Origin of the sequence: Modestobacter excelsi, assembly GCF_005930495.1 — a bacterium.
Lineage (GTDB): Bacteria > Actinomycetota > Actinomycetes > Mycobacteriales > Geodermatophilaceae > Modestobacter > Modestobacter excelsi.
The window spans coordinates 1-12,646 of record NZ_SJEX01000117.1 but is presented as its reverse complement, the minus strand read 5'-3'; the positions used below and the strand labels follow the sequence as shown (position 1 = coordinate 12,646).

The following is a 12,646-nucleotide window of genomic DNA, read 5'->3' as shown; positions in this document are numbered from 1 at the left end:
GGTGGGTACGGCCCGCCGCCCGGTCCCTGGAACCCGCCCGCCGGTCCCGGCTACGGCGAGCATCCCACCCGGGTCGGCGCCTTCGGCGTGCCCGGCCAGCCGCCCTACGCCGGTGCGCCAGGAGGGCCGGGCGGTCCCGACTGGGGTGCTCCCGGCGGCTCCGGCGCACCGTCCACGACGGCCAGCTCGTCGCCGGGTCCGTCGCCCAGCACCGCCATCCCGGCGCCCTCGGGTGGGTTCACCGCGGCGCCGTCGGGTGGGGCCGACGTGGCCGGCTTCGTCGCGCAGCTCCCCGTCGACTTCGACGACTGCGCCGACGCCCCGCTCGCCGGGGACGGGGACGTGGCGGCCGCGGACTGCGGCGCGGCACTCACCCAGCCGGGGCCGGAGGCGGCGTTCTACCGCTACCCGGACCAGGACACGCTGGACTCGGTGTTCTCCGCCGACGTCACCGAGGAGGGCCTGGCCGAGTTCGCCGTCGAGGACGACTGCTCGACGGGCACCGGCTACGGCGAGTGGACCTACTCCGGCGGTCAGCGCGGCGGGCAGGTCGCCTGCCAGATCGCCACCGACGGCTACGTCGTGGTCGCCTGGACCGACGACCAGTACCTCACCGAGGGCGTGGTCCGGGCACTGGGCACCACCCAGACCGAGGTCAGCGCGCTGTACGACTGGTGGACCGCCAACAGCGAGTACCAGGGCTGACCGGCGGAGCCCCCGAGGTGCGCGCGCCAGGCCCGGCCGACCGCTCCGCGGCCGACGTCGACGAGGCCGTCTTCGACGTCGTCGAGACGATCCCACCGGGCCGGGTGAGCACCTACGGCGCGATCGGCCGGCTGGTCGGCGTCGGCCCCCGACGGGTCGCCCGCGCGCTGTCCGCCGGGGGCGCCGCCGTGCCCTGGCACCGTGTCCTGCGGGCCGACGGCACGGCCGCGGAGCCGGTGCGGGTACGGCAGCTGGAGCTGCTGGCCGGCGAGGGCGTGCCGCTGCGCGGCTCACGGGTCGACCTCGCCGCGGTCGGCTGGCCCGACGAGGACCCGTGAGGAACCCGGCCTGACCGGAACCGTCGTACCCCCGTGGTCTCATCGAGGGGTGCGGGGGGAGACGACGAGCGGGACAGCGATCGCCACGGCGAGCCAGCAGGCACCGGTCTACCGGCTGGTGCAGCCGGAGCCTGCCCCGGTGGCCCGGCCCCGGTTGGACCCCACCCAGCAGGCGGTCGTCGACCACCGCAGTGGCCCGCTGCTCGTGCTGGCCGGCCCGGGCACCGGCAAGACGACGACGATCGTCGAGGCCGTGGCCACCAGGATCGAGGCGGGCGCCGACCCGGAGCGCCTGCTGGTGCTCACCTTCAGCCGCAAGGCCGCCGCGGAGCTCCGCACCCGGATCACCGCCCGGGTCGCCCGCACCATCCGCGAACCCGTCGCCCGCACCTTCCACTCCTACGCCTACGGGGTGCTCCGCCGTGCCGCCGTCCTGCGCGGCGAGCCCACCCCGCGGCTGCTCACCTCCGCCGAGCAGGACGCCGTGGTCGCCGACCTGCTGCGGGGTGACGCCGACCTCGAGGGCGTGGTCCGCTGGCCGGAGGAGCTGACCGAGGCGCTGGCCATGCCCGGCTTCCGCGACGAGCTGCGCGACCTGCTGCTCCGCGCCACCGAGCGGGGGATCGACGCCGAGCGGCTCGCCGCGTGGGGCCGTGAGCGCCACCTGCCGCACTGGGTGGCGGCCGCCGACTTCCTCCGCCAGTACCAGGACGTCTCCTACTTCGCCACGGTCGCCCGAGGCGGCGCGAGCGGCTACGACCCCGCCGAGCTGGTGCGCACCGCCATCGACGAGCTGCGGGCGGACCCGGAGCTGCTCCGCGCGGAGCGTGACCGGGCCAGCTGGCTGTTCGTCGACGAGTACCAGGACACCGACCCCGCGCAGGTGGAGCTGGTCGAGCTGCTGGCCGGCGGCGGAGGGGATCTGGTCGTCGTCGGCGACCCCGACCAGGCGATCTACGCCTTCCGGGGCGCCGAGCCGCGCGGGATCATCGAGTTCCCGACCCGGTTCCGGCACCGCGACGGCCGTCCCGCCGACCGGCTGTCCCTCGGGGTGTGCCGCCGGTCCGGCGCCCAGCTGCTGTCGGTGAGCCGCCGGGTCGCCGAGGGGCTCCCCGGACCGTGGGAGCACCGCCGGCTGGTGCCCGGCGAGGGGATCGAGCCGGGCTCGGCGGAGGTGCACGTCTTCGACGCACCGGCGATGGAGGCAGCCTTCATCGCCGACACCATGCGCCGGGCCCACCTCCTCGACGGCGTCCCGTGGTCGCAGATGGCGGTGGTGGTCCGGTCCGCGACCACCGGTCTCGGGCCCGTCCGCCGGGCGCTCACCCAGGCCGGGGTGCCGGTGGCGGTGTCCGCGGACGACATCGCGCTGGCCGGTCAGCCCGCCGTGCAGCCGCTGCTGGCCGCGCTCGGCGCGCTGCTGCCGCCGCGGCACGCCGGTGCCCCGGCCGGGTCCACGGTGACCACCGAGCCGGACCCTGCCGCGTCGGAGGCCGAGGCGGGGCTCGACGAGCCCGGCGCCGAGGCGTTGCTGGCCTCCCCGCTGGGCGGCGCCACCGTGCTCGACCTGCGCCGGCTGCGCCGGGCCGCCCGCCGGGCGATGGCCGCCCGCGGTGAGGACGCCGCGGTGCGGAACGCACCGCTGGCGACCGTGCTGGCCGACGCGACGCTGCTCGACGCGCTGCCCGAGCACCTGGCCCGGCCGGCGTCGCGGGTGGCCCGGGTGCTGTCGGCCGGGCGGTTGGCGCTGGCCGCCGACGGCAGCGCCGAGGACGTGCTGTGGACGATGTGGCAGGCCAGCGGGCTGGCCAACCGGTGGGCGCGGGCGAGCGCGGCGGGTGGGCCGCCCGGTGCGGTCGCCGACCGTGACCTCGACGCCGTCGTCGCGCTGTTCGACGCCGCGGCCGGCTTCGTCGACCGGCTCCCGCTCGCCGGCGTGGCCGCCTTCGTCGAGCACCTCCGCGCGCAGGTCCTCCCCGGTGACAGCGGCGCGGCCCGCGCACCGACGGGCGAGTCGGTGCGGCTGCTCACCGCGCACGCGGCGAAGGGCCTGGAGTGGGACCTCGTCTGCGTCGCCGGCGTCCAGGAGGGGGTCTGGCCCGACCTGCGCAGCCGGGCCAGCCTGTTGGGTGCCGAGGACCTCGTGGACGCCGCCGGCGGCACCGACCCGGCCACCCTGGACCGGCGCACGCTCGCGCTCGCCGAGGAGCGGCGGCTGTTCTACGTCGCCTGCACCCGGGCCCGCAGTCGGCTGCTGGTCTCCGCCGTCGACGGTGCGCTGGAGGGCGGGGACGCGGGGGCCACCGCGTCCCGGTTCCTCGACCTGGTCGTCCCGCCGCCGGTCGAGACCGACGGCGTCCGGCCGCACACGCCGCTGCCCCGGCAGCTCACGCTGCCCGCGCTCGTCGCCGAACTGCGCCGCCACCTCACCGACCCGCACACCGACCCGGCACGCCGGTCCAGCGCCGCAGCGGTGCTCCGCCGGCTCGCCCAGGAGCGGGTGCCGGGCGCGGACCCCTCCAGCTGGTGGGGGCTGGCGCCGCTGTCCGACGACGCGCCGCTGGTGGACCCGGCCGAGGTGGTGCCGGTCCGGCCCTCTGCGATCGACACCTTCCAGCGCTGCCCGCTGCGGTGGGTGCTGGGCGCGGTCGGTGCGGAGGCGGCTCCGGAGGCCACCCGTACGGTCGGGTCGGCGGTGCACGACGTCGCCCAGCAGGTCGCCGAGGGCCTGCCGCCGGCCGACGCGGCCACGGTCCTCGACGCCGAGCTCGACGGTCTGGACCTCGGGCCCGGGTGGTTCGACCAGCGACAGCGGGAGCGGGCCCAGGAGATGCTGACCAAGTTCCTCGCCTGGCACTCCCGCGCCGAACGCCAGCTCGTCGCCGCGGAGGAGGACTTCGACGTCGTCGTCGGCCGCGCCCGGCTGCGCGGCCAGGTCGACCGGCTGGAGCGGGACCGCGAGGGGCGGCTGGTGGTCGTGGACCTCAAGACCGGCAAGACCCCGCCGCGCACCGTCGAGGAGCACGGCCAGCTCGCCGCCTACCAGCTGGCGGTCGCCGAGGGCGCCTTCGCCGACCACGGCCGGACCACCGGCGGTGCGGCGCTGCTGCAGGTCGGCGGCTCGCAGAAGGCCGCCAAGGAGCACGTGCAGGCACCGCTGCCCAGTGACGTCGACCCCCGCGAGACCTGGGCCGGCGAGCTGATCGCCGAGGTCGGTGAGGGGATGGGAGCCGGGGAGTTCGCCGTCCGCACCGACACCGACTGCGAGCGGTGCGCCTTCCGCAGGAGCTGCCCGATGCAGGAGTCCGGCCGGCAGGTGACCCGATGACGCCCCGCGCGGTTCCCGACCAGCTCTCCTTCGACCTCCCCGGCATGGTGCCGGTCGTGCCGCCCGAGCCGCCGCGGCTGCTCACGCCGGCCGAGGTCGCGGCCCGCAGCGGCGTCGGCCACGCGCCCTCGTCGGAGCAGGCCGGTGTGGTCGCGGCACCCGTCGACCGACCGCTGGTCGTGGTGGCCGGTGCCGGGTCGGGCAAGACCGAGACGATGGCCGCCCGGGTCGCCTGGCTGGTGGCCAACCAGCTCGTCGCCCCCGAGGCCGTCCTCGGGCTGACCTTCACCCGCAAGGCCGCCAGCGAGCTCAACGCCCGGGTGCGCCTGCGGCTCGGCGCGCTGGCCGCCCATCCCGACACCGACCCCGCCCTGCGCGAGCGCCTGGCCGTGGCGGCCCCCACCGTGGCGACCTACCACGGCTACGCGGCCAGCATCGTCGCCGAGCACGGTCTGCGGATCGGGGTCGAACCCGGCTCCGGCGTGCTGGGCCCGGCGATGTGCTGGGGCCAGGCGGCCACCGCCGTGGCCGCGCACACCGGCGACATGAGCGACGTCGCGCTCGGGCTGGTCACCACCACCGAGGACGTGCTGCAGCTCGCCGCCGAGCTCGGTGAGCACGACATCACCCCGGCGGCGCTGCGTGCGTGGACGGCGCGGTTCGAGGCCCAGCTGCGCGGCTACCCGGACGCGGGCAAGAAGAAGGGCCCGTACGCCGAGGTCCTGAGGATGCTGGTCCGGCAGCGGGCCCGGGTGGCCCTGCTGCCCATGGTGGAGGCGTTCGAGGCCCGCAAGCGCGCGGCCGGCGCCATCGACTACGCCGACCAGGTCTCCCTGGCCGCGCGGGTCGCGGTCACCTCGGCCGAGGTGGGTCGCCGCGAGCGGGCCCGCTGGCGGGTGGTGCTGCTCGACGAGTACCAGGACACCAGCGTCGGTCAGCTGCGGATGCTCGAGGCGCTCTTCGGTGGTCCCGGTGGGCACCCGGTGCTCGCCGTCGGCGACCCGCGGCAGTCCATCTACGGCTGGCGCGGCGCCTCCGCCGGCACCATCGAGCGCTTCGACCGCACCTTCCCCGGCACGCCCGAGCGCCCGGCGGAGCGGCTCACCCTCTCCACGAGCTGGCGCAACGACCGTGCCGTGCTCGCCGTCGCCAACGCGGTGGCCGCCGACCTGCCCGAGCCCGAGCAGCCGCTGCCCGACCTGCAGCCCTCGCCGGTGGCCGGCAATGGTGCCGTGCGCTGCGGGTTGTACGAGACGGTCGCGGAGGAGACCGAGGCGCTGGCCGACCGGCTGGAGCAGGCCTGGAAGGGCGCCGGCGACGGCGCGAAGCGGCCCACCATCGCGGTGCTCGCCCGGCGCCGGGCGCAGCTGCCCGGCATCGCCGCCGCCCTGCGCGCCCGCGGTCTGCCGGTCGAGGTCGTCGGCCTCGGTGGGCTGCTCGACGTGCCCGAGGTGTCCGACGTCGTCGCCACCCTGCGGGTGCTGGTCGACCCCAGCGCCGGTGACGCGCTCGGCCGGCTGCTCACCGGCGCACGGTGGCGGCTGGGGCCCCGCGACCTGGCCGCGCTCGAGTCGCGGTCCCGGGCGCTGGTCCGGGAACGGAGCACGCCCGCGCCGGTCGACGACGCCACCCCGCCGGAGGCCGGTGCGCCGGCGGGCCCGACCCCGCCGCGCGAGCGCGGCAGCATCATCGAGGCGCTCGACGACCTGGGGCGCCCGGAGGCGTACTCGGCGGAGGGCCACCGCCGGCTGCGGCGGCTGGCCAACGAGCTCTCCGCCCTGCGTTCCCGGCTGGGGGAGCCGCTGCCGGACCTGGTCGACGAGGTGGTGCGCACCCTGGGCCTGGAGACCGAGCTGGCCAGCCACCCGGACGCGACCCCCGGTGGCGCGCGCACCCACCTCGACGCGCTGCACGAGGTGGCCGCCGAGTTCGCCGAGCTGGCCGAGCTGCCGTCCCTTCCGGCCTTCCTCGGCTACCTCGCCGACGCCGAGGTGCGTGAGCGCGGCCTGGAGCCCGGCGAGGTGGCGGTCAACCCCGAGGCGGTCCAGCTGCTCACCGGCCACTCGGCGAAGGGCCTGGAGTGGGACGTGGTGGCCGTGCCGGGCATGACCGTCGGTCAGTTCCCCGCCAAGGGCGACGCCTCGGACTCCTGGATCCGCGACCCCGGCGCCGTCCCGGTCGACCTGCGCGCGACCGACCGCGCGGAGCTGCCCCGGCTGCACCTGCCGGTGCCCGGCTCCGGCGACCAGGCCGCCGTCCGGGACGCGCTGGACGACTACGTCGCCGAGTGGAAGGACTTCGGTCTCGCCGAGGAGGTGCGGCTCGGGTACGTGGCGGTCACCCGCGCCAAGCACCTGCTGCTCTGCTCAGGCAGCTGGTGGCGCGACGGCAAGACCGCCTGCGGACCGTCGTCCCTGCTGCTGGCGGTGCACGCCGCCTGCGAGGCCGGGGCCGGCGTCGTCGACGCGTGGGCCCTGCCACCGGAGGAGGACGCGGAGAACCCGGCGCTGGCGGAGTGGCCGGTCGGCAGCTGGCCGATCGACCCGCTCTCCTCCGGCCGCCGTCGCTCGCTCACCGCGGCCGCCGAGCTGCTTGCCGCCACCGAGCCGCACCCGCTCACCGCCGACGCCCTCGGCGCCACCGACGACCCGCTGGTCACCGACTGGCTGCGGGACGCCGACCTGCTGCTGCGCGAGCGGGCCGAGCACTCCCGCGGCGTCGTCGACGTGCCGCTGCCCGCGCACCTGTCGGTGTCCTCGCTCGTCGCGCTGCGCCGGGACCCCGCCGAGCTGGCCCGCCGGCTCCGCCGGCCGATGCCCGCCGCACCCGCGCCGCTGGCCCGCCGGGGCACCAAGTTCCACGCCTGGCTGGAGGAGCGGTTCGGCACCTCACGGCTCATCGACCTCGACGAGCTGCCGGGCAGCGGGGACGCCGGCGCGGCACCGGACGCGGCGCTGGAGTCCCTGCAGCAGGCGTTCCTGCGCAGCGAGTGGGCGGACCGGCAGCCGGTCGACGTGGAGGCGCCGTTCGAGACGCCGTTGGGTCCGCTGACCCTCCGCGGGCGGATCGACGCCGTCTACGCGACCCCCGACGGCGGCTACGAGGTCATCGACTGGAAGACCGGCCCGGTGCCCAGCCCGGCGGAGCTCGCCGCCGCCGCCGTCCAGCTGGCCGCCTACCGGATCGGCTGGTCCCGGCTGACCGGCGCGCCGGTGGAGCGGGTCAGTGCGGGCTTCCACCACGTCGGCGCCGGGGTGACCCTGCGCCCGGTCGACCTGCTGGACGAAGCGGGCCTGCTGGCCCTGGTCACCGGCGCGGGATGAGCTCCTGCCCGCTCCCTCGCGAACGGTGTGCGCGACGGCCTCCCTGCAGGGCCCCGCTGCGAGCTCGCGAACGGTGACGGGCAGGGAGGTCCTCCTTCAGCTGGGTGGGGCGTGGGTCCCGGCGGCAGGGCGCAGCAGCGGGCCGCGGGCGACCCGGTCCAGCACCGCCCGGGCCAGCTGCTCGGGGGCCTGCTCGGGGACCCAGTGGGTGATCCCGGGCAGCTCGACGAAGCGGTAGTCGCCACGAACCTGGTCGGCACACGCCTCGGCCGCCGTCCGGCCCACCGCGACGTCGCCGTCGCTCCACACGTAGGTCGTCGGCACGTCGACCGGGTCCACCGGCGTCGCTGAGCTCATCGCCCGGTACCAGTTCAGCGCCGCGGTCAGCGCGCCCGGTGCCGACAGCTGGTCCACGTAGACGTCGACCGCCTCCGCGGGCACCCCGGGGGCGTCCAGCATCCGGCGCAGCCGCCGGCCGCCGTCCTCCAGCAGCACCTCCTCGGCCTTGCCGGCCTGCCAGAACAGCTTGATGTAGGCCGAGCGCTCCTTCTGCTCCGGATCCGCGCGGAAGGCCATCGTGTACGCGGTCGGGTGCGGCACCGAGACCGCGGTCAGCGTGCGGACCCGGTCCGGGTGCCAGGCGGCCAGGCCCCAGGCCACGTTGGCGCCCCAGTCGTGCCCGACGACGTCGGCGACCGGGACGTCCAGGGCGGTCATCAGGTCCGCCGTCACCTGCACCAGCGCGGGCAGCGCATAGGCGTCGACCTCGTCCGGCCGCGCGCCGGGGGAGTAGCCGAGCTGGTCGGGTGCGTAGGTGCGCAGCCCCGCCTCGGCCAGCAGCGGCGTCACCGCCGACCAGCTCAGCGAGGTCTCGGGGAAGCCGTGCAGGAGCAGCACCGGCGGGCCGTCCTCCGGGCCGTCGGTCCGCACGTCGAAGGTCAGGTCGCCGACGTCCACCTGCAGCATCCCCACGGCCATGCAGGCAACCTAGCCCCGTCGTCGTCCACAGCCCGCGACGGCCGCACCGGTGGTGCGGGATACGGTCGCCCCCGTGAGCAGCAGCGCCGAACGCGACTTCGTCACCGCCCACCTCGACGACCTGCACGCCGACCTGGACGCCTGGCTGCGCATCCCGTCGGTCTCGGCCGACCCGGCGCACGCCGCCGACGTGGCCGCCAGCGCCGAGTGGCTGGCCGGCGCGCTGCGCCGCACCGGGTTCCCGACCGTGGAGATCTGGCCCACCGCCGGTGCGCCCGCCGTGTACGCCGAGTGGCCCTCCGCCGACGAGGGTGCGCCGGTTGCGCTCGTCTACGGGCACCACGACGTGCAGCCGGTGGACCCGGTCGAGCTGTGGGAGCACCCACCGTTCGAGCCCACGGTCGTCGAGGGCCCCGACGGTCCCGAGCTGCACGCCCGCGGCGCCATCGACGACAAGGGCAACGTCGCCTTCCACCTGCTGGGCATCCGCGCACACCTGGCCGCCACCGGCCGGGACACCCCCGCGGTCACCGTCAAGCTGGTCATCGAGGGCGAGGAGGAGTCCGGTTCCCCGTACTTCGCCGACCTGCTCCGCGAGCGGCGCGCTCGTCTCGACTGCGACGTCGTCGTGGTCAGCGACACCGGCATGGCCGCTTCGCACCTGCCCAGCGCCGTGACGTCGATGCGCGGCCTGGCCGACGCCGAGATCACCCTGCGTGGACCGGCCGTCGACCTGCACTCGGGTTCCTTCGGCGGCGCCGTCCCCAACCCGCTGCACGCCCTGGCCGAGCTCGTCGCCAGCCTCCACGACGACCAGGGCCGGGTCACCCTGCCCGGCTTCTACGACGCGGTCCGGCCGCTGTCCGACCGGGAGCGCGAGCTCATGGGCCGGGTGCCCTTCGACGAGCGGGAGTGGCTGGCCGGTCCGGCCGCCTCCCGCACCACCACCGGCGAGGCCGGCTTCTCGACCCAGGAGCGGATCGGCGCCCGCCCGACCGCCGAGGTCAACGGCATGTGGGGTGGCTACCAGGGGCCCGGGCACAAGACGATCATCCCGGCCGAGTCGCACGCCAAGATCACCTTCCGGCTGGTCGCCGACCAGCGGCCCGAGGACATCGGCCCGATGGTCCGTTCCTGGGTCGAGGCCAACCTGCCCGAGGGCATCGAGGCCGACGTGCACGTGCCCGCGGGCGGTGTCGCCCCCTGCGCCAGCGACCTGGACTCGCCGTACATGGACGCGCTGCTGCGGTCGATCGCCCGGGCATGGGACAGCGAGCCGGGCTCGGTGCTGTTCATGAAGGAGGGCGGCAGCGGCCCCGAGGCCGACCTGGTCGAGCAGCTGGACGCGCCGCTGGTGTTCCTCGGCGCCGGGCTCCCCACCGACCGGATCCACTCGCCGAACGAGCGGGTGCTGCTGCCGATGCTGCACCGCGGCGCCGAGGCCGCCGCGCACCTGTGGCGTGAGCTGGCCACGGTCGAGCTCCGCACGCGCTGACACCGGCGGGGGTGGGGGGATGAGCGGGGGCGCAGCGACCGGCCAGCCGGATGCACCCGCGCCCGGCTGGTACCCCGACCCGGACGGCACCCCGGGCACGGTGCGGTGGTGGAACGGCGCCGGGTGGTCCGACGTCACCACCCCCGCGGGCCCCGGGGTGAGCGTCGGCCGGTCGTTCGAGGCGCCCGCCGCCCGCGAGCTGCTCCCGCCCTCGGCCTGGGAGGCGTGGGGGACGCGGGACAACGGCACCTGGGGACCGGCGGGGTCCCGCCGGTCCCGGCGCCGGCCGCTGCTCATCGGGCTGGGCGTGCTGGCCGTCGTCCTGCTGCTGGTCCTGGTGGGGGTGCAGCTGGGCGGCGGGTCCTCCGCCGACGACGCCCCCCCGGTGGCCGGCCCGACAGCCCAGCCGAGCAGCACCTTCCCGCCGGGCACCGTGCGGATCATCGACGAGGTCGCCGGCATCTCCTACCCGTTCCTCGGCGACGGCTGGTTCGAGTGGGACCGCGGCGCCCAGCTGGAGACGACCGAGACGGCCGGCCAGTACTTCGTCACGCAGGACGACCTGCCCGACGGGGTCGACGTCTTCATCGCCCAGTGCACCTCGGGTCCGCTGGCCGACGGCTTCGGCGGGAACAGGGCAGGGGACCTGCAGGGCACCACCGAGGCCGTCGCCGACGCGGTCCGGCAACTGCACTACCCGGCCCCGAACGAGCGCGAGGTCCGCCGGGACGAGGCGGTCACCGTCGACGGCGCGGCCGCCTGGGTGTACGAGTTCGACCTCAGCTGGGACGTGGCCGGCTACGACTCCACCGGCGAGCGTGCGGCACTGCTGCTGATCGACGTCGGCAGGCCGGCCCCGGCGTTGCTGTACCTGTCGATCCCGAACACCCACGCGGAGCTGTACGGGGCGATCGACCGGGTGCTCGGCGACGTCGACGTGCTGTGAGTGGGCAAGGGGGTCGGGTGCCGGTACGGACTCCCGAGCGAGAGCGAGGTCGGTCCGACGAGTGGGGCCCGGAGGGTTTCGCGAGGAGGAGCGGCAACGGCTCAGCGCAGCGGGGGCACGGCTCCTGGCCGCGGGGCGATCCGGCAGGATCGCGATGTATAGGGTCGGCGGTGTGACAGCAGCTGGGGCCGACCTGACCCTGCGGCACCCGGTGGAGCGGTTCACGCTCGACAACGGGCTGCGGGTCGTGCTCGCGCCGGACCGGAGTGTCCCCGTCGTCGCCGTCAGCGTCTTCTACGACGTCGGCATGCGGTCCGAGCCCCCGGGCCGCACCGGGTTCGCCCACCTCTTCGAGCACATGATGTTCCAGGGCTCCGCCCACGTGCCGAAGATGGAGCACGCGCGGCTCGTGCAGGCCGCCGGCGGGACGTTCAACGGCTCGACGCACCAGGACTACACCAACTACTTCCAGGCGCTGCCCGCCGAGGCGCTGGAGCGCGCCATCTTCCTCGAGGCCGACCGGATGGCGGCCCCGGCGATCACCGAGGAGAACCTCCGCAACCAGATCGACGTGGTGAAGGAGGAGATCCGGGTCAACGTGCTCAACCGGCCCTACGGCGCCTTCCCGTGGCTGCAGCTGCCGCCGATCGCGTTCGAGAGCTTCGCCAACACCCACGACGGCTACGGCTCCTTCGTCGACCTCGAGTCCTCCACGGTCGAGGACGCCGCGGACTTCTTCTCCCGCTACTACGCGCCGAGCAACGCCGTGCTGTGCATCGGCGGTGACCTGGACGTCACCGAGACCGAGCAGCTGGTGCGCCGCTGGTTCGACCCCGTCCCGTTCCGCCCGGCCCCGCCCGCGCCCGTGGTGGGGGAGCCCTCGCCGACCAGCGCCCGCCGCGGCGTCGTCGAGGACCGGCTCGCCCCCGCGCCCGCGGTGGCGATCGGCTGGCGGGTGCCCGACCCGGTCGGCGACCTGGACACCTACCTCGGCACCGTGGTGCTCACCGAGCTGCTCAGCGAGGGCGACGCCTCCCGCCTGGAGCGCCGCCTGCTGCACACCGACCGGCTGGCGGTCGCGCAGAGCAGCTACCTCGGCCTGTTCGGCGACCCCTTCGACGTCCGCGACGCGACCTTGCTGGTCAGCCAGGTGCACCACCCCGCCGACGTCCCGGTCGACCGGGTCCTCGCCGCGGTGCACGAGGAGATCGAGAAGGTGGCCACCGACGGTGTGCCGGCCGAGGAGCTGGCCCGGGTGACGGCCCGGACCGAGGCCCAGCTGCTGCAGCAGGCCGACTCGGTGCTCGGCCGCACCCTGGGCTTCGCCTCCGCCGAGCTGGTCCACGGCCGGGCCGAGCTGGCCGGCGAACTGGCCGCCCGGCTGGCCGCGGTGACCCCCGACCAGGTGCAGGCAGCGGCCCGCGGCCTCTCGCCGGACACCGCCGCCGTCCTGGAACTGCGCGCGACCGGAGGAGCAGCCCGATGAGTGCGCCCGTGCTCGACCTGTCGTTGATCCCGCCCCTGGGCGAGCCC

The 12,646-nt window shown here is 76.1% G+C and carries 7 protein-coding genes and 1 pseudogene; 7 read left to right on the top strand and 1 reads right to left on the bottom strand.

The annotated features are described in order from the left end of the window. From FHL80_RS25870 to FHL80_RS23860, 4 genes and pseudogenes are all read left to right on the top strand, one after another. Window positions 1-705: pseudogene (locus FHL80_RS25870) on the top strand (hypothetical protein); the annotation flags it as partial. A 17-nt stretch (window positions 706-722) separates the two neighbouring features. Further along, the gene (locus FHL80_RS23870; RefSeq protein ID WP_138735820.1) at window positions 723-1,043 is read left to right on the top strand and encodes an MGMT family protein; all 321 of its coding nucleotides are present in this window, start codon (window positions 723-725) and stop codon (window positions 1,041-1,043) included. A gap of 139 nt (window positions 1,044-1,182) precedes the next feature. Further along, entirely contained in the window at window positions 1,183-4,371 is a 3,189-nt protein-coding gene (locus FHL80_RS23865) for an ATP-dependent helicase (protein ID WP_246078923.1), read from the top strand. Beyond that, window positions 4,368-7,694 carry an ATP-dependent helicase gene (locus tag FHL80_RS23860; protein WP_138735819.1) on the top strand — a complete coding sequence of 1,109 codons (3,327 nt, stop codon included), beginning with the start codon at window positions 4,368-4,370 and terminating at the stop codon, window positions 7,692-7,694. Before FHL80_RS23865 ends, FHL80_RS23860 begins: the two co-directional genes overlap by 4 nt. Before the next feature lie 96 nt (window positions 7,695-7,790). On the opposite strand, the gene FHL80_RS23855 is transcribed toward FHL80_RS23860, so the two are convergent. Continuing rightward, the gene (locus FHL80_RS23855; RefSeq protein ID WP_138735818.1) at window positions 7,791-8,672 is read right to left on the bottom strand and encodes an alpha/beta fold hydrolase; all 882 of its coding nucleotides are present in this window, start codon (window positions 8,670-8,672) and stop codon (window positions 7,791-7,793) included. Between the two features lie 73 nt (window positions 8,673-8,745). Here FHL80_RS23855 and FHL80_RS23850 point away from each other — a divergent pair, with 73 nt between their 5' ends. The 3 genes from FHL80_RS23850 to FHL80_RS23840 all read left to right on the top strand — a co-directional run bounded on the left by FHL80_RS23850 (window position 8,746) and on the right by FHL80_RS23840 (window position 12,599). Then, window positions 8,746-10,167 (top strand): M20/M25/M40 family metallo-hydrolase, encoded by a 1,422-nt coding sequence (locus FHL80_RS23850; protein ID WP_138735817.1) that lies wholly within the window; start codon window positions 8,746-8,748, stop codon window positions 10,165-10,167. 19 nt (window positions 10,168-10,186) lie between these two features. After that, complete coding sequence (locus tag FHL80_RS23845; RefSeq protein WP_138735816.1) at window positions 10,187-11,113, top strand: DUF2510 domain-containing protein; 927 nt, start codon at window positions 10,187-10,189, stop codon at window positions 11,111-11,113. A gap of 172 nt (window positions 11,114-11,285) precedes the next feature. Beyond that, complete coding sequence (locus FHL80_RS23840; RefSeq protein WP_216871008.1) at window positions 11,286-12,599, top strand: M16 family metallopeptidase; 1,314 nt, start codon at window positions 11,286-11,288, stop codon at window positions 12,597-12,599. The last annotated feature ends 47 nt before the right edge of the window (window positions 12,600-12,646 follow it).